Source organism: Micromonospora sp. URMC 106 (assembly GCF_051386395.1).
In the GTDB taxonomy this organism is placed as follows: domain Bacteria; phylum Actinomycetota; class Actinomycetes; order Mycobacteriales; family Micromonosporaceae; genus Micromonospora.
In genome coordinates this window covers 39,345-63,020 of the sequence record NZ_JBPQTP010000023.1, presented here as the reverse complement: position 1 = coordinate 63,020, position 23,676 = coordinate 39,345, and the positions used below count along the sequence as shown (strand labels likewise).

Annotated in this window: 20 protein-coding genes and 7 pseudogenes; 15 read left to right on the top strand and 12 right to left on the bottom strand. The window is 68.1% G+C overall.

All coding sequences use genetic code 11. The features are described 5' to 3' along the window. Positions 1-51 precede the first annotated feature (51 nt). Complete coding sequence (locus ACSNOB_RS10850; RefSeq protein ID WP_436686494.1) at positions 52-1,485, top strand: pyridoxal phosphate-dependent decarboxylase family protein; 1,434 nt, start codon at positions 52-54, stop codon at positions 1,483-1,485. Positions 1,486-1,633: 148 nt separating this feature from the next. Here ACSNOB_RS10850 and ACSNOB_RS10845 read toward each other — a convergent pair. Continuing rightward, positions 1,634-2,069, bottom strand: a pseudogene (locus tag ACSNOB_RS10845) (NUDIX hydrolase). A gap of 65 nt (positions 2,070-2,134) precedes the next feature. Here ACSNOB_RS10845 and ACSNOB_RS10840 point away from each other — a divergent pair. Continuing rightward, on the top strand, positions 2,135-2,308 hold the full coding sequence (locus ACSNOB_RS10840) for a hypothetical protein (protein ID WP_436686492.1): 174 nt from the start codon (positions 2,135-2,137) through the stop codon (positions 2,306-2,308). Between the two features lie 615 nt (positions 2,309-2,923). Here ACSNOB_RS10840 and ACSNOB_RS10835 read toward each other — a convergent pair. Both ACSNOB_RS10835 and ACSNOB_RS10830 read right to left on the bottom strand, forming a co-directional pair. Beyond that, positions 2,924-3,025, bottom strand: a pseudogene (locus ACSNOB_RS10835) (IS5 family transposase); the annotation flags it as partial. 14 nt (positions 3,026-3,039) lie between these two features. Continuing rightward, positions 3,040-3,387 (bottom strand): annotated as a pseudogene (locus tag ACSNOB_RS10830) (transposase); the annotation flags it as partial. Between the two features lie 18 nt (positions 3,388-3,405). Here ACSNOB_RS10830 and ACSNOB_RS10825 point away from each other — a divergent pair. After that, a pseudogene (locus tag ACSNOB_RS10825) lies at positions 3,406-3,540 on the top strand (IS5 family transposase); the annotation flags it as partial. A gap of 60 nt (positions 3,541-3,600) precedes the next feature. Here ACSNOB_RS10825 and ACSNOB_RS10820 read toward each other — a convergent pair. The 4 genes from ACSNOB_RS10820 to ACSNOB_RS10805 form a co-directional block, all read right to left on the bottom strand. Beyond that, positions 3,601-3,861: a hypothetical protein gene (locus ACSNOB_RS10820; RefSeq protein ID WP_436686491.1), complete on the bottom strand. Its 261-nt coding sequence runs from the start codon at positions 3,859-3,861 to the stop codon at positions 3,601-3,603. Positions 3,862-4,096: 235 nt separating this feature from the next. Then, on the bottom strand, positions 4,097-5,563 hold the full coding sequence (locus ACSNOB_RS10815; RefSeq protein ID WP_436686490.1) for a hypothetical protein: 1,467 nt from the start codon (positions 5,561-5,563) through the stop codon (positions 4,097-4,099). Continuing rightward, complete coding sequence (locus tag ACSNOB_RS10810) at positions 5,551-5,916, bottom strand: hypothetical protein (RefSeq protein WP_436686489.1); 366 nt, start codon at positions 5,914-5,916, stop codon at positions 5,551-5,553. Before ACSNOB_RS10810 ends, ACSNOB_RS10815 begins: the two co-directional genes overlap by 13 nt. 228 nt (positions 5,917-6,144) lie before the next feature. Beyond that, on the bottom strand, positions 6,145-6,507 hold the full coding sequence (locus ACSNOB_RS10805) for a hypothetical protein (RefSeq protein WP_436686487.1): 363 nt from the start codon (positions 6,505-6,507) through the stop codon (positions 6,145-6,147). 496 nt (positions 6,508-7,003) lie between these two features. On the opposite strand from ACSNOB_RS10805, the gene ACSNOB_RS10800 reads away from it, so the two are divergent. Beyond that, the gene (locus tag ACSNOB_RS10800; protein ID WP_436686486.1) at positions 7,004-8,986 is read left to right on the top strand and encodes a GTP-binding protein; all 1,983 of its coding nucleotides are present in this window, start codon (positions 7,004-7,006) and stop codon (positions 8,984-8,986) included. A 1,282-nt stretch (positions 8,987-10,268) separates the two neighbouring features. After that, positions 10,269-10,565 (top strand): helix-turn-helix domain-containing protein, encoded by a 297-nt coding sequence (locus ACSNOB_RS10795; RefSeq protein WP_436686484.1) that lies wholly within the window; start codon positions 10,269-10,271, stop codon positions 10,563-10,565. A 317-nt stretch (positions 10,566-10,882) separates the two neighbouring features. Here the strand turns inward: ACSNOB_RS10795 and ACSNOB_RS10790 are convergent, their stop codons facing one another. Both ACSNOB_RS10790 and ACSNOB_RS10785 read right to left on the bottom strand, forming a co-directional pair. Beyond that, on the bottom strand, positions 10,883-11,530 hold the full coding sequence (locus tag ACSNOB_RS10790; protein ID WP_436686483.1) for a hypothetical protein: 648 nt from the start codon (positions 11,528-11,530) through the stop codon (positions 10,883-10,885). Positions 11,531-11,593: 63 nt separating this feature from the next. Then, a pseudogene (locus tag ACSNOB_RS10785) lies at positions 11,594-11,790 on the bottom strand (hypothetical protein). A 303-nt stretch (positions 11,791-12,093) separates the two neighbouring features. On the opposite strand from ACSNOB_RS10785, the pseudogene ACSNOB_RS10780 reads away from it, so the two are divergent. From ACSNOB_RS10780 to ACSNOB_RS10770, 3 genes and pseudogenes are all read left to right on the top strand, one after another. Further along, positions 12,094-12,338: pseudogene (locus ACSNOB_RS10780) on the top strand (transposase); the annotation flags it as partial. A 74-nt stretch (positions 12,339-12,412) separates the two neighbouring features. Next, positions 12,413-12,892 (top strand): hypothetical protein, encoded by a 480-nt coding sequence (locus ACSNOB_RS10775; RefSeq protein WP_436686522.1) that lies wholly within the window; start codon positions 12,413-12,415, stop codon positions 12,890-12,892. Positions 12,893-13,405: 513 nt separating this feature from the next. Then, positions 13,406-14,209 carry an IS5 family transposase gene (locus ACSNOB_RS10770; protein ID WP_436686519.1) on the top strand — a complete coding sequence of 268 codons (804 nt, stop codon included), beginning with the start codon at positions 13,406-13,408 and terminating at the stop codon, positions 14,207-14,209. A 202-nt stretch (positions 14,210-14,411) separates the two neighbouring features. Here ACSNOB_RS10770 and ACSNOB_RS10765 read toward each other — a convergent pair whose 3' ends face one another. Continuing rightward, positions 14,412-16,190 carry a 2-isopropylmalate synthase gene (locus ACSNOB_RS10765; protein WP_436686482.1) on the bottom strand — a complete coding sequence of 593 codons (1,779 nt, stop codon included), beginning with the start codon at positions 16,188-16,190 and terminating at the stop codon, positions 14,412-14,414. A gap of 285 nt (positions 16,191-16,475) precedes the next feature. Between ACSNOB_RS10765 and ACSNOB_RS10760 the strand changes: the two genes are divergently transcribed. The 5 genes from ACSNOB_RS10760 to ACSNOB_RS10740 all read left to right on the top strand — a co-directional run bounded on the left by ACSNOB_RS10760 (position 16,476) and on the right by ACSNOB_RS10740 (position 21,082). Then, complete coding sequence (locus ACSNOB_RS10760; protein WP_436686481.1) at positions 16,476-16,997, top strand: epimerase; 522 nt, start codon at positions 16,476-16,478, stop codon at positions 16,995-16,997. Between the two features lie 15 nt (positions 16,998-17,012). Continuing rightward, on the top strand, positions 17,013-17,699 hold the full coding sequence (locus ACSNOB_RS10755) for a FadR/GntR family transcriptional regulator (RefSeq protein WP_436686480.1): 687 nt from the start codon (positions 17,013-17,015) through the stop codon (positions 17,697-17,699). Further along, the gene (locus tag ACSNOB_RS10750; protein WP_436686479.1) at positions 17,696-18,553 is read left to right on the top strand and encodes an ABC transporter ATP-binding protein; all 858 of its coding nucleotides are present in this window, start codon (positions 17,696-17,698) and stop codon (positions 18,551-18,553) included. The genes ACSNOB_RS10755 and ACSNOB_RS10750 overlap by 4 nt, the downstream gene beginning before the upstream one ends. A gap of 689 nt (positions 18,554-19,242) precedes the next feature. Then, a complete protein-coding gene (locus ACSNOB_RS10745) occupies positions 19,243-19,569 on the top strand; it encodes a thiopeptide-type bacteriocin biosynthesis protein (protein ID WP_436686478.1) in 327 nt (108 codons plus the stop codon). A gap of 520 nt (positions 19,570-20,089) precedes the next feature. Further along, positions 20,090-21,082: a hypothetical protein gene (locus ACSNOB_RS10740; RefSeq protein ID WP_436686477.1), complete on the top strand. Its 993-nt coding sequence runs from the start codon at positions 20,090-20,092 to the stop codon at positions 21,080-21,082. Here the strand turns inward: ACSNOB_RS10740 and ACSNOB_RS10735 are convergent. After that, a pseudogene (locus ACSNOB_RS10735) lies at positions 21,079-21,368 on the bottom strand (transposase); the annotation flags it as partial. The gene ACSNOB_RS10740 and the pseudogene ACSNOB_RS10735 sit on opposite strands and share 4 nt — an antisense overlap. Before the next feature lie 105 nt (positions 21,369-21,473). On the opposite strand from ACSNOB_RS10735, the gene ACSNOB_RS10730 reads away from it, so the two are divergent. Then, positions 21,474-22,427, top strand: a complete 954-nt coding sequence (locus ACSNOB_RS10730; RefSeq protein ID WP_436686476.1) for a hypothetical protein — start codon at positions 21,474-21,476, stop codon at positions 22,425-22,427. Positions 22,428-22,503: 76 nt separating this feature from the next. On the opposite strand, the gene ACSNOB_RS10725 is transcribed toward ACSNOB_RS10730, so the two are convergent. Further along, the gene (locus tag ACSNOB_RS10725; protein WP_436686474.1) at positions 22,504-22,665 is read right to left on the bottom strand and encodes a hypothetical protein; all 162 of its coding nucleotides are present in this window, start codon (positions 22,663-22,665) and stop codon (positions 22,504-22,506) included. 132 nt (positions 22,666-22,797) lie between these two features. On the opposite strand from ACSNOB_RS10725, the gene ACSNOB_RS10720 reads away from it, so the two are divergent. Continuing rightward, positions 22,798-23,394 carry a tetratricopeptide repeat protein gene (locus tag ACSNOB_RS10720; protein WP_436686472.1) on the top strand — a complete coding sequence of 199 codons (597 nt, stop codon included), beginning with the start codon at positions 22,798-22,800 and terminating at the stop codon, positions 23,392-23,394. Positions 23,395-23,676: the final 282 nt, after the last annotated feature.

Genomic DNA, 23,676 nt, shown 5'->3' with positions numbered 1-23,676 from the left:
CGGGCCAACAGGATCAGTCAGGTCCAGCAAGCCCGGATCTGGAAGGCCCTTATGTCGGAAATTTCGCCACCCCTCCGTCTGCCCGCCGAGAACATGCGCAAAATCGGCTATCGGGCGGTGGACGAGATCGTGCACCACTTGTCGACGTTGAGTGAACGCCCGGTTGGCCGGCCACACGACAGGGCCGAGCTGGAACGAATTCTAGACCTTGACATCCCGAGTGGACCGACCGAGGCGCAGGACGTCCTGGACCACGTCGTCCGGCTCCTTTCGAGCACGATCACGCACACGGACCACCCTCGATTCATGGCCTACGTCCCCGGCCCCTCGACCTTTGCGGGCCCTTTGGCGGACTTCCTCGCGTCGGGTTTCAACGTCCACGCGGCAGGTTGGATACTCGGGGCTGGCCCGGCGATCGTCGAACAGGCCACGATCGACTGGCTCCGCCAGATGTGCCGGCTTCCGGAGACCTCCGGCGGGCTGTTCCTCAGTGGCGGCACGATGGCCAACCTGGTCGCGCTCCACGCCGCCCGGGTGGACCGGAGCCCCGCAGCCGGCGGGCACGAACTCGTCGTATACGTCACCACGCAGACCCACGCGTCGATCCGGCGCGGCCTGCGCTTCCTTGGTTTCGACGATCGCCAGGTGCACACGGTTCCAGTGGACGAGAAATATCGGCTCGACCCGAGCGCATTGGACGCGGCGATCCGGCGCGACAGGCGACTCGGCCGGTGGCCGCTCTGCGTCGTGGCGACGGCTGGCACCACCAACGCCGGCACGGTCGACCCTCTGCCGGCGATCGCCGAGGTCTGCGAGCGTCACGGCGTATGGCTGCATGTCGACGCCGCGTACGGCGCTCCCGCCATGCTCACCGACGCCGGCCAGAAGGTCCTCGCCGGCTTGGACCTGGCCGACTCGATTGCCGTCGACGCCCACAAATGGCTGTTTCAACCGTACGGGTGCGGCTGCCTCCTTGTCCGCAACGCCCGTACGCTGACAGCGGCATATCACCTTCACGCCGAATACCTGACAGAAAACCGCCTCGGCGACGAACCGCTCAGCTATTACGACTACGGTCCCGAGCTCACCCGTCGGTTCCGGGCACTCAAGCTGTGGATGTCGCTACGTATGTTCGGGGTCGATGCGTTCCGCGACGCCGTCGCGCACGGCATCGCGCTGGCCGAGCGAGCCCAAGCGCTCCTGGCCGCCCGTCCGCAATGGTCGGTCACGACGCCAGCGCAGCTCGGCATCATAACCTTCCGGCCGCACGCTGCGGAGCTGCCGCCAGCCGACGTCGACGCACTGACCCGGGACATCGCCGCGAAGACGCTGCCCGACGGGTTTGCCATGGTGCTGTCCACAGAACTCGACGGTAGGCCGGTGCTGCGACTGTGCACGACGCATCCCGAAACCAGCGAGGCCGACGTGGCCGCGGTCATCGACCGACTAGAAGCGCTGGCCCCGGACAGTGTCCCCTGGCCGTAGGTGTAGGCGGGCCGAACTCCATGAGCATCTGACCCCATCTGGTACGGAACGCCACGTAGCGGTTCGGAGATGACGCTGTAGTGGTCATCGAGAGGGACAGACGTGACGAGAGAATTGTCAATACCTGTGGACGGGTGTCGATGTCGTCTTAGCGCATGCGTGCGGTCTCGTGTAGATGATCGAAGATGATCTGGTCGACCGGGGAGACCAGGTGGCGGTCGGCGTGGGCGAGCCAGACGATCTCCTCGATCTCGCCGGAACGCGTCGTGGATCAGCTTGAGCGCGGCGCCCGGGGACGTCTGTTGGCTGCAGGACGCCATGGTAATCGGCGGTGTAGGCAGGTCATGCGGACCGTCGTCCCGTCGGGGTGACTGGGCTCGGGCGTGGAAGGTTCCGACGTGTTCGGCGGTGTCGGGTGCGATGGTCACGCTGAGTTCTTCCTGGATTCCGCGGACGAGGGTGTCGATGTCACCTTCGCCTGGTTCACGCTTGCCGCCCGGGATGTAGTAGACGTCCTTGCCACGTGAGCGGGAGCTGAGGATCGCGCCGTTCTCAAGGTGGATCCACGCAATCTTGTCGATGATGGTCGTGCTTGGCGCTCCCTGGGATCTGTCGGGATGGCTATGCGTTCACGCTGCTGTCCACCGGCATGATGACGCTCCAGGGCATCGGCCCGCTGGTCGCGGGCCTCGGCGCCGAGGCGCTGGGCCCGGCTACGGCGATCGCCCTGACCGGCGCGGCGATCGTGCTCATCGCTCTGATGCTGCGGGCCACCGCATCACGCCACCATCCCGCAGCGCCGACCGTCCAGTCTCCGCACTGATCCGGGCATGGATACCTCTGAGCTACCCGGCACGATGCCATCGGCAGAAGCGGCCCAACGGCTATGAGGGGTGCGCGGGGAAGCCCCGGTCGTTGCCTTGCCAACTTGCTCAGCGAAGCATCCAAACAGCGGGGACGGGTCAACCACCTCCCCGGTTGGCTGGCCGTCGAGAACGCTTTCGTGCTCGCGATCCGCACCCTCGCCCACACACAGCGCGACGCCCGCGCAGGTCCGGCTGGCCTGGACGTTCCGGCAAGGGCCACACGTGCTGGTCATCCGGGCACCGGCAACACCGACCACCTCATCGACAACGTGGCGGCCGGCGCACTGCGACTTTCCGACGACGACATGACCTACCTGCAGCCCGGTGACGATCCGCTGCCTGTTCTGCCCAGCGCTGAGGAACTGACGGTTGTTCGAGACGGTCGCGCAGGACCAATACGACCGTGGTCGTGCCGGATACGATCACGACGCGCACAGGTGGGTGGCACCCACCCGTACGCGTCGTGCATGCTCACCGTGGTGCGGCGGCCGGTGGCCCGTTCCGCGCGGCGGCGCGGCGGCCCGACCGGAACAAAAGCAGGCCACCGATGTGACGTGCTGCGCGATCGAACCCGTGCGCGTTTTGGTGAGGTTGTCGATCATCGCGATGCGGATCATGCTGGCGGAGTTGTCGGGTAGGGCTTCGTCGTCGCGAGCCAGACGTCGGTGCAGCATCTCACGGGCCTGAGCCGGTGCCGCCGCAACTGGCCCAGCAGGGTCTCGTCCAGTTGCGACAGCAGCCGCCACACCGTCGGATCGGAGGCGACCGGCCCGAACAGAGCGGCCTGATCCCGCAGCACCGCGAGATCGGCGATCGCTTCGCCGCCATCGGCCAGCGTCACCGCCAGATCGACGACGATCGGGCCCGGGTCGTGGCCGCCCTGCCGCTGCCTCAACCCGGTGAGGGCCTGGCTGAATGCGCTGGTTGACCCGGTCGCGTCGGCGAGATCGGCGAGCAGCCCCGCCCCGGCGTGACCGACCGCGCCTCGCCCGTCGCCGGTCACGACGATCTTCGGACGTGTTGCGGTAGCCTTCACCCAGCAAGTGCCTTCCGTACCCTGATGCTGCACCGCCGGCTGACCCGCGAATACGAGAGCCACCCCGAATCGGGTGTGTCCCGCACGCTCTGGGCCTCGACGGCCAACATTGTGCGGCGGCTGACGAACGCCGTCACCCCGACCTGGCGGTGAATCAACCGTGCGTCTCACCGCGATCCTCGACTTGATCGCCGAACGGGAGAACGCCACAGGTCAGGCCGCCGACCAGCTCCGCGAGCAGATCACGACGCTCACCGCCGAACTCGCCAGCCCGACAGCGAACTCGCCGAACTGGCAACCACCCGCGCCACGCTGCGAAACCTCGCCGCCGACCAGTTCACCGACGACGCCCCGACCATCGCCAGCGCCCCTTACCAGCAGATCCTGGCCGTCCTCACCGCCAACCCGGCCGGGATGAGAGCCAAGGACCTCTGCCTCGGCGGTGAACTCGGTCGCGGCGAAGTGCTGCAGCATGCTGCGGGTGGTGTCCAGGTCGGCCAGCTCACGGTCGATGCGGGTGAGTTCGGCGGTGAGCGGCGTGATCTGCTCGCGCAGCCGCCCGGCGGTCGCGGTGGCGGTGGGTTCGCGTTCGGTGATCAGGGTGAGGATCGTGTTGATCGCACCGGCGGGGCTTACGTGTTTCGCCAGGTCGGGGTGCTGGGTAGGCCGGTCCGCCGGGCCGGTACGGCAACGAGGGTCGGCCTCGGGATCACCCGAGGAAATCGGACACCATTTCCACGGCCTCGAACCTGCGCGCGGCGAGGTCCTCCCGGGAGCACATGTAGAACACCGTGGTGTAGTCGGTTCCGAAGTCGTCGCCGACGTCGCCACGGTGCAGGAAGAACTCGGCCAGCAGCAGGTGGGTCTCGAAGTCGTCGACCGGCACGCCCAGGCCGCCGGTGTTGGAGCGGCCGAACCCGCCAAGAACGAGCAGCCCGTAGCTCGGCAGGTCCCAGCTGATCTCGGCAAAGAGGTCTTCGTCGTCGCGGGCGCCGTCGGCCAGGTAGCGCGGGTTGGCGCCGGCGTAATCCGGCAGGCTCCAATCCGGGGTGGCGTGGAGGGCGGCGCGGTCGTACACCGAGGTCTGGTCATCGGGCGGCTCGGCCTCCGTGCATTCCTCGCCGGCCGGCACGTAGACGACCCGGCCCTCGTCCGAGCCGATCTCCGGCACCGCGAAGAACACCAGTGTGCCGGCTGTGGGAAGGTCGAGTTCCGTCGTGTACTTGCCGATCGCGGCGAGGTCGATTGTGGCCAGGTGGGCGTGGTGCACCGGCCAGGCGACGGACGCCGGCAGCGACGGGTAGCCACCGAAGTGGCCCACGACCGGGCCGATCCCCTCCGTGTCGACAGCGATGCAGGGACGCGCGAGGCTCACCCAGTAGTCGATCGCGTCGTCGGGCATGCCCTTCCTCCGGGCGGCTTCCCGGAAGTCGTCGAGCATGGTGGATTTGTCGAAGTCGGTCGCCATCCGTGCGGCCGCGAAGTCGCGAGCACCCAGGTCGTCGCGGCCGATCACGTAGAACACCGTGGCGTACTCGGTCTCGAAGTCGGCGCCGACCTCGCTCGGGTCAAGACAGAACTCGGCCAGCAACACCTCGCCGGCACCGGTCGGAACGCCTGTCTCTGTGCCGTTCCAGGTGCCGAAGCCGCCCAGGCGCAGCACCGCGCTCAGGCCGTCCAGATCATCCGAGATCCGTTCGAAGAGTGCCCGGTCGTCGCGCGGCTCTGCGCCCGCGTAGCGGGGGCTGTCGGCGGCGTTCTCCGGCAGGCTCACATTCAAGACGCCGTGCAGGGGAAAGCGGGCGTACACGGTGACGCCGTCCGGCGGTTCCGCCTCCGCCACCGCCGCGTCGGCCGGCACGTGAACGACCCGCCCAACCGTCGAGGTCTTCCCGGGCACCGCGAAGAACACCAGCGTTCCGTCCGCCGGAAGGTCGAGATCCGTGGCGTTCCCGGGGATCGCGGCGAGGTCGACCGAGGCGAGGTGTGCGTGGCCCGCAGGCCAGGGTACGGACGCCGGCAGCGCCGGCCGGCCACCGAAATAACCCATGACCGGGCCATTGCCGTCGCCGTCCAAGGAGAGATACGGACGTGCGAGGCTTACCCAGTAGTCGATGGCATCCTGCGGCATGCCGTGCTCCAGGGCGGTCTTTCGGAACTCCGTCAACGTGTGCACAGCAGGCATGATCCCAAATGGATGCCAGCCCGACCTGCCGAGTCGGCGCGACCGCCGGTCGCCGTGGCGCCATGGGCCACCGGCACCCCTCTCACATCATGACCCGTGGCCCGCATGCGTCCCGACCGAGCATATGTGGTGGCGACCCGCCGCAACGACGACATGATCACCACCAGCATGGGCACCGCCCGCGCCGACGAGTAGATCGCCGCTTTGCCCGGGAGGCTGTCGCGTACCTGGTCGGGCATCCAGGCCTCGTCGAGGGTGACCGGTACGGCGGGTGCGGCGGCGGTGTTGACCGGTACGGAGTCGACGTCGGCGATCGCGTCGACGGCGGCGGAGACGGCCCGCATCCGGCGTGGGGTGTCGACGAGTTCGTCGTGGCGGGCGAAGGGCTGGCCGAGTTGGGTGCGGGCGCGCTCGATCTCTTCCCGCTGGGCGGCGATGTTGGCGACGAGTTGGCTGCGTCGGGATTCCAGGGAGGCGAGGTGGTGTTCGAGGCGGCGGATGAGGCCGGTGGCGTCGCCGGTGGTGGCGTTCGGTCAGCGACAGTTTGGTGGTCATGCCCGAGTCGTTGCTGATCATGAGGGGGCCAGGACTCCGTCGCGGCCGTTCCAGATGGTAGCCGTGACGTCGAGGCCTCCCAGCTCGGCAAGCGGCACCCGGTCGCGTTGCTCGGTGGCGCCGAGGCCGGCGGACGCGGCGGTGATGGCGTGTTGCAGCGCGCGGCCGGCGTCGGGACGCTTGTCGAGCTGGTGGCCGGCGACGGTCATCCGGAACTTCTCCCCGCGGATGTCCTGGCGGCGGGCGATCGTCTGGTCCTGGGCCTCGATGCGCCGCTCGTCGACGGCGATCCACTGGTGCAGCTCGCGGATCTGCTTCTCCAGCGCGGCGTGGGTGTTGTGGTGGGATCGGTTGGCCCGCTCCAGCCGGGCCAGCTCCATCCTCCCGCGCGCGGCCCGGCTGATCGCAATACTCGGTCACCTGGATCCCGGCCATCCGCGTCAACGTGCCGCGACGGCGGTGAGCGGCACCTACAGCGCGACGGTGACCCATTCGGTGGCATGATGCGGCCCGCGTCGTCGCCCTGGCCCTGACTTCTGCCCATTGCTCGCCGAACGCCGCAGCGCACTCATTCACCTCGTCCGTGCGCGCGATGACCGAGGTCGCCGGCTGCTCCGGGTACCCGGCCACCAAGGGCACCCTGCTGTCACCGACCCGCCATTGGCCGTCGTACGCCCCAGCTGTTCGCGTCGGGTCTGTACGTACCTGATGCGCAGAGCCAACCGCGAGGACGCCGTCCGGGACCGAATTCGGTGGCGGCGGTCGCAACGGCCGTGCAACCTGGAACTGTTCGCCCTGCAGCCGAATGGGCAGGGTGCCCAACCGCCAAACCGTGACGAGGAGTGACAATGCGAGCAGCTTCCACGCTCCGGACCCTTGCCCGTCCTACCGTGGAGTCCTGCCTTGGCCTTGTTGAACCTCGGAATCGTCGCTCATGTTGACGCCGGAAAGACCAGTCTGACCGAACGCCTGCTCTACGAGGCAGGCGCCGTGTCTCAGCTCGGAAGCGTCGACGCCGGCACGACGCGGACCGACTCGATGGAACTGGAGCGCCGGCGCGGCATCACCATCCGGGCGGCCGTCACGTCGATCGCCATCGGTGATTTGAGCATCAACCTGCTGGACACCCCCGGCCATCCCGATTTCATCGCGGAGGTCGAGCGTTCGCTGGCGGTGCTCGATGCCGCCGTGCTGGTGGTGTCGAGCGTCGAGGGGGTCCAGCCGCAGACCGTCGCGATCTGGCGGGCGCTGCGCCGCATCGGCGTACCGACGGTGTTCTTCTTGAACAAGGTGGACCGCCGCGGCGCCGACGTCGACCGGGTAATGGCTCAGGTACGCCAGCGTCTCGGCGCGCGTCCGGTCCTGCTCACCAGGGTCACCGGCCAGGGCGGGCGCGACGCCCGGGTGCGGGCTGTCGGCCTCGACGCCGAAGCGGTGCTGGAGGCAGTCGCGGAGGTCGACGACGCGGTGGCGGCGCGGTGGCTGATGGACCAGCCGGTACGCGTCCGCGACGTCCGGCGTGCGCTACGGAACGCGGTGCGCCGCACCGACCTCACCCCGGTGGCGTGCGGCTCGGCGATTACCGGAGCAGGCGTACGGCAGCTGTGCCACCTCCTCGCCGGCCTGCTGCCGCGCGGCGAGGAACAGGACGGTCCGCTGGCGGGTACGGTCTTCGCCGTCGACCGGGACGGCCACGGCCGGCGGGCCTGGCTGCGATTGTGGTCCGGGCGTCTGCGCGTACGGGATCGGGTGCAGCTCGGTGGAGCCCGCCCGGAGACGGTGACCCAGATCGCCGTCATCGAGCCCGAAGGCGTGCTGGTGCGCCCCTCGGTCTCCGCCGGCCAGATCGCCGCGGTGCGCGGTGTGTCGGCCCGGATCGGCCAGCACATCGGGGACCCGCCGCAGCGGCACGGCTACCGGTTCCCGCCGCCGACCCGGCAGGCGGTCGTCGAGCCGGTTAACCCGGAGCAGCGGTTGGCGATGTTCGCCGGCCTGGCCGAGCTGGCCGACGAGGACCCGCTGGTGGACCTACGGCTCGACGAGCAGCAGGCGGAGGCGGTGATCCGCCTGCACGGGGAGGTCCAGAAGGAGGTGCTCGCCGCCCTTCTGGAGCACAGGTACGGCGTCCGGGTGCGTTTCTCCGGCACGCTGACGGCCTGCATCGAACGGGTCGCCGGCACCGGAGCAGCCGAGGAGCGGGTGCACGAGCGCGGCAACCCGTATCTGGCCGGGCTCGGGTTGCGGATCGAGGCCGCCCCGGTCGGGCACGGCATCGAGTTTCGTCCCGGTATCGAGCCCGGCCGGCTGCCGCCGGCATTCGTGGCCGCCACGGAAGAGGGCGTGCGGGCCGCACTCCGGCAGGGCCGCCACGGCTGGCCGGTCACCGACTGTGTGGTCACCATGATGGCTTCGCGATACTGGCCTCGGCAAAGCAAGCCGCACCAGAAGTTCGACAAGTCGATTTCAACCGTCGCAGCGGACTTTCGCAATCTCGCCCCGGTCGTGGTCGCCGCAGCGCTGCGGCGGGCCGGTACCCGCGTGTGCCAACCGATCGAGCGATTCGACGTGAACCTTCCCCAGCACACGGTGGAGACGGTGCTGGCGTTGCTCGGCCGGCTGGGAGCGGTGGTCCACGACACCGCCGTCGCCGGCGGGTACCTCGAGGTGAGCGGCACCCTGCCATCATCCCGGGTGCCGCAGGTCGTCGCCGCTCTTCCCGACCTCACCGGTGGCGAGGCGGTCCTGACCACCATCTTCGACCACTACGCGCCGGTCACCGGTGAGGACCCGCCGACCCTGCCCAGACGCGGACCCGACCCGGGCGACCGGGAGGCGTGGTTCCGTGCCGTACCGCGGTAGGCCGGTCGAGACGTCGCCGGGTGCCCGCCGGTCCTGCAGCCGGCGGGGTCGACGGGTTAAGCATGCCGGCCCGTGATCGTCGATCCGCGCTCCGGCGCTCTGTTGGGATAACGTGCGGGTGCGCGTGTAGCGCCTGGGGTGTGAGCGGCACCGCGATTCACGGTCGCGGGGCCGTTCTGTGTCTGGGAATGGCCACGGGCCGGGAGCGTCTCTGCTCAACCGAAAGGTTGTGTCGGAAGGGCTACCGACGGGGCGTGTCTTGTGCGGTGCGTGGCAGCTCGTGAGTATCCCTGCCTGTCGCGCCAGTACCGTCCGGCCGAGTCCCGGAAGTCCAGGCTTACCTCGAGGTTGCCGCGCCACGCGGTCTCGGGTATGCCCACCCTGCCGATTTCGATCTGCTCGCCTTGGGCGGGCGGTACCGCCTTGAGTCGTTTGCCCGGCCATGCGGCCTTGTCCGGCTCGTCGGCGTCGGGCCAGTGGAACGTGAACACTGCGTCGTAGATCGGTGTCTCGGAGGCGTTGAGGTCTCACCCTCCCCATTGATGCCTGCGGACGGCGACGTCCTCGACCGTGAGGCGGTGTTCATCGGCCGGTAGGCGGCATCAAGGTCGGGTCGTTGTCGCCACGGCTCTTGCCGTGCTTGCTCGACGGGCCAGTCAGCCTGGTGGCCGGCGACCAGAAAATCTGGGCTGAGACGACTAGATATCTTCGACGATGTGCGATACTCTTCTTCGAGTCGAGAGTAAAGATCCGTCAAGACGTAGACGGGCCGCTCGGCCGTGAGGTCACGACGGGCGGCGAGGAGGGAGGAACGATTTTCACCGTTCCTCCCGAGAGGCAGTAGGGAGCACGTCAGTGCCGGCGTGACACGCGCCGGGGTGCAGGCGGGGCCAAGGCTCTTTTGGGCCCCACCTGATGTTCGGCGTACGTGTAGGGGCCATGAAGTCGCGTGGGCTCCGACACCGGTGGGCCGTACGACAGCAAGGGGAAGAAGTAGCAGAGGAAAGGGAGGGCCGTACACCGTTGGATCGCCCGCCGTCGGCCGTCAAGTCAGGCCGGGCGGACACCGCAGTGTCCATCGAACGAGAGGTGGTCTCCGGTCACGCTTATGCGATCCTCGCACCCGAAGCCGTCAGTTGCGGCTGGTGCGGATATGACAAGCCGACGTTCCTGTCGGCAGATGGTGTTCTGACCCGTAACCCTGGGCGGGGGGGGGGGGGGGGGGGGGGGGGGGGGGGCGGGGGGGGCGCTTACGCGCGGGGGCCCTCGACGTGGAGGTGACATGGGGCAAAACCCCGATGACATGTTCGGCGACGAGAACTACCCGGCCTACACCATCGGCCAGGCCGCGGAGATGCTCGGCACCACGCAGGACTTTCTGCGTCGCCTGGACGAGGCGAAATTGATCAACCCGCACCGCTCTACCGGTGGGCACCGCCGCTACTCCCGCTACCAGCTGCGCCTGGCCGCCCGGGCCCGGGAAATGGTCGACCAGGGCACCGCCCTGGAGGCCGCCTGCCGGATCATCATTCTGGAAGACCAACTCGAGGAAGCCCTTCGGCAGAACGAGAAGCAGTAGCGTGGGCCGCGGTGGCAGGACTGGTCGGCCCGCTCTCGTGTGAGGTCGTCGGCGGGCGGTGAGCCGGCTGGCCCGCCAGAGCAACCCCCGTCCCCGCCTCGGCCCCGGCATGCCAACCGGCGGCCGGGATGCTGTGCGAGACCGGCAGTCCGACGCGCCGCCATCGGGCGCCGGCCGCCGTGCCCGGGCACGGCGGCATGTAGCGTCCGACCATGGGCAGCGGCGGAACGGACGACGTGGGTCCCGGGTGGAACCCCTCTCGTGCCGCCGACGAAGTGGTGTTGTCATCGGAAGAGATCACGGGTGACCGCGCTGCGTCACGCGTTCGCCGCGGCAGCCCGTTCGGCAGGTCTGGTGGGCCACGGGCTGGAGGACTTCGTGTTGGCGGTGCACGAGTCGAACTGGTAGCCGCGCACCAGCACCGCCGGGTCGGCCATCAGCTCGGCGAACCGGTCCAACTCGTCGTGGGACGGTTCCTCGGCGAGGAGCCGGTCGCGTAGCTGGGTGGTGTTGTCGGCGTGCAGGCGGCAGCCGGCGCTGCCTCCGGCCCAGAGGGGTCCGTTTGGCGACCTGACCGTCGGTGACGGCGAGTTGTTAGCGGTGCGCGAATCAGAGCAGGGCGACCAAATCATCGGGATGTCCCTGGCGGAGCCTACGCAAATACGTACGCTCGCAGCATCATCGTCATTCCGGGCCCGCCCGGCCCGGCTGCCGCTCCCGCGGCGAACCCGAAACCCGCCGCGCCCGTGCTCGCGCCACTGCCCGGCACCGCCGGCACGCAGCAGGCGCTCCACCATGCGTAGCGCCTCGGGCTCCGTCTCGAACTCCCACCGCAGCACCTTGCCCGTCTCGGTGTCCCCGGCGCGGGCGATGACCGTCCAGCGCGTGCGGCGGATGAGCCACACGTCCCGGCGCGCCAGGCGCCCCCAGATCCCGTTCCACCACCGCCGAACCTCCTCATCCACGCAGCGATCGTACGCATGTTCGAAAGCCCGCCGGGTCGGGGTGGCGAATCAGCGGGGGTGCAGTCACTCGCAGCGGTCCTCGGCGCCTCGGCCGAACGGCTCGCAACAGTCGGGGCGATGCCGGTAGACCCGCAGACCCGGCCGCGCCCGTGACCGTACTCGGTCGTGATCTCGTATAGGCAGGTCTGCCACACGACGGTCTGCCCGCCGCCGGGCACCACCCGCCCGTCACCCTGCCCGCCGCGCAGCAGCACGTCCACCCTCCGACGGTACGTCCACCACGAGCGCGCGACGCGGCGCGTGAGACTCCGTTCCCCCGCGCGGGCAGGCGCTGCAGGCTGCGGCCGATCTCCAACTGAACGCGTCGCCCCAGGGACCGCCCGTCGGTAGCTGCGGTGAGCTTCCCATCTGCATGTGGCACCTGACCCAGCGCGTCAAGCGCGCTGCGACCGCCCTCTGGCGCATTCGTTGTCGCGGATCTAGGCCCGAGGCGGGGAGTGTGGATCTAACGGTGTTTCCGGCCTGACCCGCCGGGCGTTGTGCCTGGTGAGGAGGGTGCCGTGATGACCGCGACACTGAACGACCAGACCGGAGGCAAGAAGCGGCCCGAGCCGACGGCGGAGGCGAAGGCCGCCGCCGAGTTGGTCCGGGCCGCGAAGGAACAAGGGCTGTCGCTGACGGGCCCGGACGGTCTGCTGAAGGAGTTGACCAAGACGGTCCTGGAGACCGCCCTGAACGAGGAGATGACCGAGCACTCGGCTACGCCAAACACGACCAGGCCGGCGCCGGATCGGGCAACATTCGCAACAGCCGTGACCAGATCACTGACGCCGTGAAACCAGCACTCGCAGTATGCTCGTACCTCTGCACGTCGGAGGTGAGATGCGCGGCGCAGTCGGCGATTACCCGAGCAAGCGGCTGGGTCATCAGGTACGCGTGGAGCGTCTGGGCGACAAGACGATTCACACCTACGTTACCTTTCCCATTCCGGTCCGCAGGCCGGCTCAGGGCACCAGCGTGTCGGAGCTGAGCTGCGGCGAATGCGGTACGCGCTTGCGCGTTCGGGTCCGCAATGTCGCAGGTACGAGATGGGCGCGCAGGGTATGGCTGACCGCGGCGGTGCCCAGCATCCTCCTCACCGCCGCCGCCATCTTCGTGTTTGTCCAGTTCGACCGTCCGCCTCCGGACAACAGGCCCTACGTCACGCCGCTGTGGGTCGAGCTGTCCTTCATACCGGCCGGTCTCGGGATTGCCGCGTTCCTGCTCTGCGTCCTCATGTGGTGGCACATAGACGGAGTCAGGTTGATATCCAATCGGGGCTGGGAACACCAGCTGGTCTATGCCAAGCGCAGGAAGGGCTGACCTGGTGGATCAGCTCACCCCGGACCGGCGGCCAACACCGGTGGGCCGGGTTCGATCTGGGTGATGACTGGGCTCATCTGCGCACCGTGTGCCCTCAGCCCATAGATCCGGTCGAGCAACTGGGTGTCGTCCCCGCGCGGGGCGGACATGACAGACTGAGGCACGCGAAGCTCCGGGGACAGTAGGTCTGTGGTGGGACCCCTTGTCATACCGGGGCTTCGCCTCACTCCACATGCCACACGCTGCCGTCGTGCCCCTTGATGCCGAACGTCACTACCGGCCGCTCACCCTATAGACCATCGATCTTGAAACAGGTGCGGACGCGCACGCTGGCCGCGAATGGATCGACAGCGGAAAGAGCCGGGACAGCCGCCAACTCAAACAACGCGCAAGGGGGAGACGCGAACGGTTCCCTGTCCACCCGAATCTGTTGTGGGCGGAGTGGCGGGATGACATCCGCCGGCGGGCCGGGCAGGGTGGCGCGGTGTCTGCGCGTCGTGCTACCCCTCCGACCTGACCGACGCGCAGTGGGCGCTGGTCGAGTCGCTTCTGCCGGAGCCGAACACGGACGGCCGTAGGGAAAAGCACCCGCGGCGGGAGATCGTCAACGCGATCCTGTACGTGGTGCCGTCCGGGTGCCCGTGGCGGTACCTGCCCACTGAACTGCCGCCGTGGCAGACGGTGTACTGGTACTTCACCCGATGGGAAGAGGCCGGAGTGACGGAGAAACTCCTGGCCACGCTGCGCGTCAAAGCCCGGGTGCAGCAGGGCCGCCAGCCGGAGCCGTCGGCGGGGATCATCGACTCGCAGACGGTGAAGGGCGCCGACACCGTCGGCCGGGACAGCCGCGGCTACGACGCGGGCAAGAAGATCAACGGTCGGAAACGGTTCATCATCACCGACACCCTGGGCCTGCTGGTCACCGTGACCGTGCTCGCCGCGAGCTGGCAGGACCGAGATGGCGCCAAGAGCGCTCTGCTCGGCGCCTACATGGTCACCCCGATCCGGCACGTCTTCGCTGACCAGGGCTTCACCGGCCGCCTGGTCGACTGGACCCGCGACACCCTGCGCACCACCCTGGAGATCGTTCGTGAGCCCGCCGATCAGCGAGGCTTCGCTGTCCATCCACGCCGCTGGGTGGTGGAACGCACCCTGGCCTGGCTCACCGTCTGCCGCCGGCTGGCCCGCGACTACGAACGCCACCCGGCCGTCTCCGAAGCCCTCATCCGGTGGGCCGCCATCGCCGGCATCACACGCCGCATCACCCGCGGCCGACCGGCACGCCGTCAAACCCGCCGCACCTACACCTGGACCTGATCAGCCCCATCTCAAACACGCTCTCAGCCACCGGAACCACTTGACAGCTATAGAAGCGTCTCATTGGTCACGAGGACCGGGTCTTGCTTGACGGACGCAACCGCCGCGCGGCGGAGCGCGACCGGTCGAGTACGGCAGCGCTCGATAAGGCGGCGTCGGCCTGCGGGTGTGAGGGCGCGTTCTTGTGCACCCTGGCAGCGGTTCAGGCTGACGCGAGGGTGGCCGCGGTGGCGCGCGCGGCGCGGAGTACTGCGTTCACGCTCGCGGTGAGGACGGACCGGTCTCGCCCGGCGGCCCAGTGGGTGCCGGCGCTGTTGCGGTATTCGATGAGGGTTAGTGCGTCACTGTCGTTCCCAGTCTTGAGTGAGGACTGGTGCAGGGAGAGAATCTCGACGCCGATGCGCTGCTCCTCGAGCAGTCGGGTGGTGGCTTCGACGGGACCTATGTCGTCGTAGGTGCCGCTGTGCTCGACTCCGTCGATGCGCAGGCTGACGCCGGTACGGCCAATGCCATCGTGGCTCACGGATTCGAGGTCAATCAACTCGATCCCATCAGTGTCGGAGTTCAGGTAAACGGATTCGAACAGCTCGAGCAGCTGTGACGGGTCGATCTCGAGACCGGTGGCATCGGTGCGTTCCTGCACCCGGCGCGCGAAGTCGATCTGGAGACGGCGGGGCAGCTCGATGCCGTACTCGGCTTCCAACAGGTAGGCGATGCCGCCCTTGCCGGACTGGGAGTTGACGCGGATGACCGCGTCGTAGTTCCGTCCGATGTCAGCGGGGTCGATGGGCAGGTAGGGCACCTGCCACTCGATGTCTCGTTCCGAGCGGTTCTCGGCTGCTGCCCGGTTCCGGTGCTCGGCGAAGCCCTTCTTGATCGCGTCCTGGTGGGTGCCGCTGAACGCGGTGTGCACGAGGTCGCCGACGTATGGATGCCTGGAGTGCACGTCGATGCGGTTGCAGTACTCGACGGTACGGCGGATCTCGTCGATGTCCGAGAAGTCGATCATCGGGTCGATCCCTTGGGCGTGCAGGTTCAGCGCCAGGGTGGCGATGTCGACGTTGCCGGTGCGCTCTCCGTTGCCGAAGATGCATCCCTCGACGCGTTGTGCGCCGGCGAGGATGGCCAGCTCGGCGCAGGCGATGCCCGTGCCGCGGTCGTTGTGTGGGTGGACCGAGAGGATCACCGCGTCGCGTCGGGCGAGGTGCTTGTGCATGTGCTCGATCTGGTCGGCGTACACGTTCGGGGTGGCGATCTCGACGGTGGCCGGCAGGTTGAGGATCACCGGGCGCTCCGGCGTCGCGTCCCACAGCTCGGTGATGGCGTCACATACTTCGATGACGTAGTCGGGTTCGGTGAGATTGAAGACCTCCGGGGAGAACTGGAACCGGATGTTTGGCAGGTGACCGGCGAATTCGAGAATGTCGCGGCCGCCAGCGAGGATCAGCTCCCGCAGCTCGTCGCGCCCCTTGTCGAGCACGACGTCGCGCCAGGTCGGGGCGGTGGCGGTGTACATGTGGATGACGACCGGGTTGCGGATGCCGCGAATCGAGTCGACGGTCCGTGCGATCAGGTCGCGGCGGGCCGGGGTGAAGACCACGATCGTGACATCGTCGGGAGCGATATCCGACTCCGCAACGAGACGCACGAAGTCGAAGTCCGTCTGTGACGCCGAGGGGTAACCGATTTCGATTTCCTTGTAACCCATCGCCACCATCAGTTCGAAGAACCGGCGCTTGCGCGCAGGGTCCATCGGCTCGGGCAGGGCTTGGTTGCCGTCGCGCAGATCGACCGGCACCCACAAGGGGGCCTGGGTCAGGCGGCGGCTGGGCCAGTCGCGTTCGGAGAGCGGGACAACGACGCGCGTGTATACGTCGCGGTAGCGGTGCGAAGGCATCTGGGATCTGCGCTGGCGGTTCCACGCGGGAGCGTCAGACGGGACCGGCCCGGACGGCGTGCTGATGGCGGGAAATGCGGACATGCGGCGGTTCTTTCTCCTGGTAGCGGGTGAACCGGCGCGCTCGTCGACTCCACGGAGGGGGGCCGGTTCGACTAGGCCCCGCCGTGGCGAAGAAGGAGAAGCACCTGCGCGATCAGCACACCCACACGCTAACACGACCCCTCAGACAAGTAGACAGGTAGACTGATCGTCATGCGTGACAAACGGGACTGCTCCCGAGGTTCCGGGACTTCGCGTCTTTGCCGCAGGGGCGACCGGAGTGATCGGATCCCGCCTTCTACCGCTGCTCACCCGGTCGGCCACACGGTGGCGGGGATCACCCGTACCGCGGCGAAGGCCGAGCTGGTCGAGGCGCTCGGTGCGGAGCCTGTGCTGTGTGATGTCTACGATGCGCCGGCGCTCATGACTGGGATGAAGGACTTCCGGCTCGACTTCGTCCTCCATGAGCTCACCGATCTCCCTGACACCGCCGAGGAACTGCCGGCACGGCGGGCCGACAACGCACGCATCCGCATCGCAGGGACGCGCGATCTCATCGCTGCAGCCACTGCCGCAGGCTGCGGACGGCTCCTCGCGCAGAGCGCCGCCTGGGAACTGCCATCCGGCGACGGCGTCGAGGCCGTCTGGGCTCTCGAGGACGCGGTGCTCGGCTTCGGTGGCGTGGTGCTGCGCTACGGCCACTTCTACGGACCCGGGACGTTCTACCCCGACGTCTCGCCGGTTGGTCCGCCCATCCACATCGATGCCGCTGTGGAACGTACGGTGCCCGCGCTTGATCGGCCCAGCAGGATCCTTGCGATCACCGACGACACCGCCATGTCGGACTGAGAAGGGGCACGGCTCGTGGAACAGGTGCAGCGAACCTCGCTGGCCGATCAGGCCGCGCGACTTCTTTTCGAGCGGATTCGCTCGGGCGAGTGGCAGATCGGTGCAAAGCTACCCGGTGAAACGACGTTGGGTCCTCAGCTCGGCGTCGGCCGCTCGACGGTTCGAGAAGCGATCCGACAACTGGCTGGGCGCGGCGTGCTCCAGACCCGGCAGGGTGCCGGCGTGTTCGTCACCGCGCTCGACGTCAGGGAAAACTGGGACGTGGTACTGCGGCAAGCAGACATCGCCGCGGTCATCGAGGGCCGCATCGCCATCGAAACTGAGGCCGCAGCGCTTGCGGCGCAGCGGCGTACAGCAACAGATTTGCGATCGATGCGACGCGCGCTCACGCGACGTGTCAGAGGAGGGCAGACCACTGAGGAGTGCGTCGATGCCGACATGGCAATGCACCGCACCGTGGTGGCCGCTGCCCACAACAACGTCCTGCTCGAACTCTTCGACGGATTCGCGCCGCGGGTCCGCCAGGCGATGATCGACATGCTTAACCTGCTGCCGGCCCGCACCCCTTGCGACTCGGACGAATCAGGCAACGACCAAGAGGCGCACGCCGCGCTCGTGCAGGCCATCGCCGACCGCGACTCACCCACGGCCGCCCAGCTGAGCCGGACCCACCTCACCTCACTGAAGGCGGCGTTGGCGTGAGCACCGACGTCGCAGCCGGGCAACGGCCGGTCATCGAGCTCGCCGAGGTCACGTTCCGGCGTGGCGAGCGGACCATCCTCGACTCGATCAGCTTCGCCGTGCATCGGGGCGAGCACTGGGCCTTGATCGGACCTAACGGTGCTGGCAAAAGCACGGTCCTAGGATTCTGCGGCGCCCTCATCCATCCGACCTCCGGAACGGTCGACGTCCTCGGTCACCGACTCGGGCGAGTCGAGCTGCAAGCACTGCGCCGCTCTATCGGACACGTCAACCCGCGACACCCGCTCACCTCCCCACTAACGTTGCGCGAGGTGGTGTTGACCGGACTGACCGGCTCGATCGAAATACCCCTGCGCTGGCAGCCCACACCCGCCCAACTCCGCCACGCCGATGCTCTGATCGAGCAGACCGGCCTGGCGGGGAAGAACGAAGAAAAGTGGCCGACCCTGTCGCAGGGCGAGCGCGGCCGTGCCCTGATCGCCCGAGCGCTCATCTGCCAACCCGACCTACTCCTTCTCGATGAGCCCACCACCGGCCTCGATGTGGCAGCCCGCGAGCAGCTACTGGTGACCATCGCGGCACTCGAGCACAACCACCCCGAACTTGCCTCAATCGTGGTCACCCACCATCTCGAGGAATTGCCATCGAGCACCTCACACGCCGTCCTCCTCAAGGATGGGCGCATCGTCAGGTCCGGTTCGGCAGCAGATGTCCTCACCACCGAACACGTTTCGTTCGCCTTCACCTATCCCATCCGGGTTGGCCAGCACGGCAGGCGATGGTTCGCGCTAGCGAGTCCAGACGACGGGCCCGACCTCGACGCCGAGAACTACGTCCAGACGTGCTCGACTTGAGCCGTGGGGCATCGTCGCGCATGTGACCGGCCCTCCACTCCAGATCGCTGGCGGCGCCGATCCGTCAACTCCGCCCCTCCTTTGCTGACCTGCACAGCGCCATCCAAGACGCTGGAGTCTGTCACCGCAGGTCTTCCGTGCAATGGGCGTGCGATTAGGACGAGACAGCGCCTCTCAGAGGTTCCGGTTCGACCATCGGGCCAACCCAGGTGGGTGGCGCGGCCACCAGGCGAAGAGCCACCGCAGTGCCGTACGTCTCTGCAGCCAATCTCCCCATAGTCGTCAACGCCTCGTTCAGATCGCCGACAAGTAGCCGACACGCCTTGGTCGTAGCATCGAAGGCGGCACCCACGCTCCGGACCAGACTCCGCTGAGCTTCCCACTGCTCTTCGTCGGAGGGCGCGAGCTGGATGCGAATCTGGATGAGAACCGTCGGTCATCAGCCACCTATCGAAGGTAGCGGCCGTGGCCGAGGGCTCTCATGACTGCCCGGGGAATCGACCGTCCTTCTTGGCCCAGTGTGGGGGTGGGTGCTCCGGCGTAGCACGCGGTCTACGAGGTCGACGATGCCGTCGCCTGGGATTTCTATGGTGGTGTAGCGCTCGACCACACCACCGACGCAGTTGCCGTACTTCACATCGCGCGGCACACCTCAAGCGTCTTGGAGATGCCCAGGTCGCTGATTCGAAATGCCCCAACCCACCCACCACCTCGGCGACACGAACCAGGCCATGAACGCCCTTATCGCCGCTCTCGGTAGCCGCGAGCAGATACTCGGGTGGGCGGAGCAGACCTACGAGCCCGAGACCCACGCGTTCGGCGGCGCAGACGCCATGACCGTCGCTCACGCCCTGTTCCACACCGACAGCCGGCACATCCTGCGCCACCAGGCCCTCGTCAACGGCCCCCCGACCACCGCCGCGAGCTTGGTCGAGCAGACCCGGCCGCCACTGCGCGACGGAAGGCCGCGCGAGACATGCTCCGTGAGCAGGGATACCACGCGGCCCTGCCGCTGAGCCTGCCGAACGGGCCGAAGCTTTGGCCCTTGACGCGAAGGGCCGGCCCGGTCCGCCCGACAGTCCCGTCGCTTCGCCCCTGCTGAGCTACCCGCCCGGTCGGGTAGGAAGGGCCCGGAAGCAGCGACCGTGCGAGATCCGTATCAGGGGGCGGGTCCGCCACCCGAGGTCGCTCTTCCGGACCTTCGCCGTACCCAGGCATCCATCGTCCGGCATGTTCCAGTGCGGAACTCCAACGGCCCGGACCCGTGGTGCTCGTGGCGGACCGCTGCGGTGATGGCCACGACCGTCACCGCTAGTCGTGATCCCTGAGTACCACGGCGATGATCGATAGGTGCTGCCTGCCACCGAGGGCCATGAACGGTACTGCGTCCAGGATGATCGCGAACAGCGAAACCGAGCCGCTGCCGTCACTCGCACAGGTCGTCGTTGCCGTGCCCGTACGGATTCAGGCACGTATCCGTACCTCATCAGACGGCGACCACGGCGGACAGTGGCTGACGATGGCCACAATGGTGTGGTGGTGGACCGGTTGGAGCGTTACTCACTGCACGGCAGCGGCTGGTCCGCCCGGACCGCCGCCCGCCTGCTGTGCCGCGGCCTACGGGCTGCCAACCCGTACCCCAGTATCGGGCCGGTACTGCGGGTGCTGAACGGCGCGCGCGATCCGACCGTCGCCGACATCGCCCGAGAGGCGGTGCAGCAGGCATGGGACGACGGCGGCCACGCCTGGAACCGGATATGGCGGGACCTCTGGAGGGAGGTGCAGGTACATACCGGCGAAGGCTGGCCCGGTTACTACCGCGACCTGCCGTACCCGATGACCCGCTTCTTGCTGACCCCGGAGCCCGACTGCGCACATGTGCCACGTGTCCGGCTGGTCGCCTGCCTGGACCGCGAGAACCGCCACGACGGGTCGTCGGCGGCGGCGGTGCTGGACGCCGCCCAACGCTCCAGCGACCTTCGGGTTCGGCGGGAACTGATGACTTTGCTCGCCGCGACCGACCAGCCGGATCTACTCGGGATGCTGGAGTATCTGTTCATCGAGGGGCTGCGTAACACCGGCAACCCGAACCGACAGATTGCCGAACGGCACGCCCTGTGGACCGGCGGAAAGCCGACGCCGCTGCTGGAAACGGTCCTGACCAACCCGTACACGCCACGCCGCGCGAAGAACAGCCTGTGCGGTGAGCTGGGCGTGCTGGCGGTGCTGTGCGGCCGGTCCGATCTGCTCGGCGACTACGACCGTGACTACCTGGGAGTGGCGCTACTGGATACGGTTAACCGCCGGGGGGTGCCGGCCGTTCTGAAGGAAAAGTGCCAGCAGACGTTGCGGGAGTACAGACTGGACCGGCGGGACGAGCCTATCCGCCCCCGCCCGCCGCAGGGCCAGCCCCGGCGCCCGAATGGAGCGGTTGGCAGCTGGCCCACCAGTTACACCGGCACCGATACGGCCGGCGGCGGATACGACGGCGGTGGGGGCCACAGCGGTGGGTTTGGCGGAAGCTTCTAGTATGCTGAGCCGTTAATTCGTTGACAGTATGTGACGATTGTTTCGAGGATGTCGTCGGCCGTCTTGGTCCACGCGAACGGCTTGGGTCGGCGTTTTACGCCTCGATCCAGGCGGTGACGTCGGCTTCCGGCGCGGCGACGCTGCGGTGGGCCGATCGGCGGCGTTTGCGGTTGGTCAGTTCGGCGAACCAGCGCTCGACGAGGTTGAGCCAGGACGAGTAGGTCGGGGTGAAATGCAGGTGGAACCGGGGGCGCTTGAGCAGCCACTGCCCGATGGCGGGCGTCTTTCTGACCCGGCGCGGCTTCCCTGGGCGTCCCGCGCCGCGGGACCATCCGGCCGGTATCGATCAGATACGATATGTCGACCGGTCGGTCATAAGGGGAAGTGACGTATGGGTCGTCGACGGAGGATCACCTGGCGGTATCTCGCCGCCGCGCTGCTGGCGCTGACCATGGGAGCGGTGGTCCTGCCGGCACCGGCGCAGGCGGTGGACTACCCCGGCGGGCGGCGCATCTACAGCGTCGCGCTCGGGGCCATCCCTGCCGCCGGCGCGCCCGCCACCGGTCCGGTCTGGGTCCGGCTGGCGACCTACTACTTCTTCGGCAACGGCACGGTGACCGAGAGCTTCTGGTACTGGAACCGGGCCACCGTCGTCGGGGCCGCCGGCACGGGCGTCCGGACGACCGGCTGCACGGGCCACGACTGCGAGGTGCGCACGGCCGCCGGGTTCCAGCCCGGTGGCGTGGTGAAGTCCCTGAGCGGCACGTACACCAACTCCGGTGACAGCATCACCATCACCTGGAGCGAGGGCGTTCAGGAAACCTGGGCGGTCAGCCAGCCCAGCAGCGACCTGGCCCGGCTCGACTTCGTCAGCTCCAACTACGGGGTCACCGTCGGCTGGGGCTTCGGCAGTTCCGCCTCGAGCGACGCGTACACGCCGGTCAGCAACATCCCGCTGGCCCAGTACGCTGGCCGGTACGCCGGCTACAGCGGAAGCACCGGTGCCGCCGGCCCCAGCGGGATGGACCTCCGGTCGTTCGCCCGATGCAACGGGAACTGCCTGAGCTGGCTCAGCCCTCCGACCGCCACCTGTTCGTCCTGCCCGAACGGCGCGACCTCCGCCCCGATCCGCTACTACCTCGCGGGAGCGGGCCGGCGGAACTTCTACGAGCACTGGTGCACCTGCCTGACGTCGAGCACCTGCTACACCGGTGGCTCGCACCGCAAGCCGCAGCTCCAGGTGATCGGCGACACCGGGACGTTCCACGGGTGGGTCGGTGTGGAGGCATCCAACTCCACGGCGAACACCGGCTACTTCGCGGTGCACTTTCACGTGAACGTTTGATCGGCCGGGGCACCGCCCTGCTCAGGTCAGGGTGCGCGGGACCAGACCCGTCACCACCGGCGGCGCTGATCGAGGCTCAAGTGGCCTCCCGGTAATGATCAGCGAAAAAATCAACGACAACGCTGGTCAGAGCCGGTACCACCGAACACGGTGCCGCTCGTGCCGCCACCTCGATGCCAAGCTCGATGACGTGGCCGACATCGAGCGCTGGGTACCTGTCGAGATCGAAGGCGGCCATGACGTGTCACCTCGTTAACCACCTGCTGTGGCGACACCACCCGAGCGGGCTGGCCCCGATGGGCCGCCATGGCTGCCCATAACTGCTGAGACGATAGCCCTACGATGAGCCGGGTCGTCGAAGGAGGTCCGGGTGGGTTTGTTCTCGCGCAAGAGCAGAGACAGCCGCTTCGACGTCGAGCAGTCCCGGGCGACGTACCAGCGCGCTCTGGCGCTGTTCGATCAGAAGCGCTGGTCGGAGGCAGCCGACGGGTTCGCCGAGGCAGCGCGTGCCGATCCGGACTCGTCGAGCTGCCGGCTGTTCCTCGGGGTCTCGCTATGCAACGCCGGTCGCTGGGAGGAGGCACTCGAGGCGCTGCGCGCGTGCCTTGAACTGCGACCGGAGTACTTCGAGGCGCACAACGCGCTTGGCATGGCCCTCGGCAAGCTCGGCCGCTTCGCGGAGGCCGACGAGCACATCGTGCACGCCGCGCGCCTCGGCCACCCTCAGGCGACGACCACCATGCGGCGGCGAGGCATGGACTACTGCCGCGAGTGCCACCGGCCCGTGCACCGGACGGAGCCGGGGACCTTCGACGTCAACGTGATCTCGCCCAAGGTCGGCATGCAGTGCACAGCCTGCGACAAGGTGTTCTGCGTTCCCTGCCTACTCGGCGACGCCGACTCGGCGATCAATGTGCCGTGCCCCCGATGCGGCGGCGAACTCGCTGTGATGGAGCTGGACCGCTGAAACTAGTGGGCGCGGCCGCAGCAGTTGCTGTCGAGCGTCGCTCGGGCAGCGCCCCGCACACCGCATACGGCCGAGGTCGAAGCCGACGCCGCAACTGCTGGTTCGGCGGCCTGCTGATGGGCGACACCAACGTCCGACCGAAGACGGTCGAGACGTGAGGTGACCGAACCACTATGCAAACCGTGGAGTGATGGATGACCTCGCCCGCCGTTGCCGGGCCATCCCGTAGGCACTGCCGCTCGGGTCGACTCTTCACGAACCCGCGTTAAACCCTTTACATGG

Coding starts and splice junctions, on each gene's coding strand:
- ACSNOB_RS10850 (WP_436686494.1), top strand. CDS start 52: ATGTCGGAAATTTCGCCACCCCTCCGTCTGCCCGCCGAGAACATGCGC.
- ACSNOB_RS10840 (WP_436686492.1), top strand. CDS start 2,135: ATGATGACGCTCCAGGGCATCGGCCCGCTGGTCGCGGGCCTCGGCGCC.
- ACSNOB_RS10820 (WP_436686491.1), bottom strand. CDS start 3,861: ATGCTGCAGCACTTCGCCGCGACCGAGTTCACCGCCGAGGCAGAGGTC.
- ACSNOB_RS10810 (WP_436686489.1), bottom strand. CDS start 5,916: ATGCGGGCCGTCTCCGCCGCCGTCGACGCGATCGCCGACGTCGACTCC.
- ACSNOB_RS10805 (WP_436686487.1), bottom strand. CDS start 6,507: ATGGAGCTGGCCCGGCTGGAGCGGGCCAACCGATCCCACCACAACACC.
- ACSNOB_RS10795 (WP_436686484.1), top strand. CDS start 10,269: ATGGGGCAAAACCCCGATGACATGTTCGGCGACGAGAACTACCCGGCC.
- ACSNOB_RS10775 (WP_436686522.1), top strand. CDS start 12,413: ATGCGCGGCGCAGTCGGCGATTACCCGAGCAAGCGGCTGGGTCATCAG.
- ACSNOB_RS10765 (WP_436686482.1), bottom strand. CDS start 16,190: ATGTCCGCATTTCCCGCCATCAGCACGCCGTCCGGGCCGGTCCCGTCT.
- ACSNOB_RS10745 (WP_436686478.1), top strand. CDS start 19,243: ATGCCCCAACCCACCCACCACCTCGGCGACACGAACCAGGCCATGAAC.
- ACSNOB_RS10730 (WP_436686476.1), top strand. CDS start 21,474: ATGGGTCGTCGACGGAGGATCACCTGGCGGTATCTCGCCGCCGCGCTG.
- ACSNOB_RS10725 (WP_436686474.1), bottom strand. CDS start 22,665: ATGGCCGCCTTCGATCTCGACAGGTACCCAGCGCTCGATGTCGGCCAC.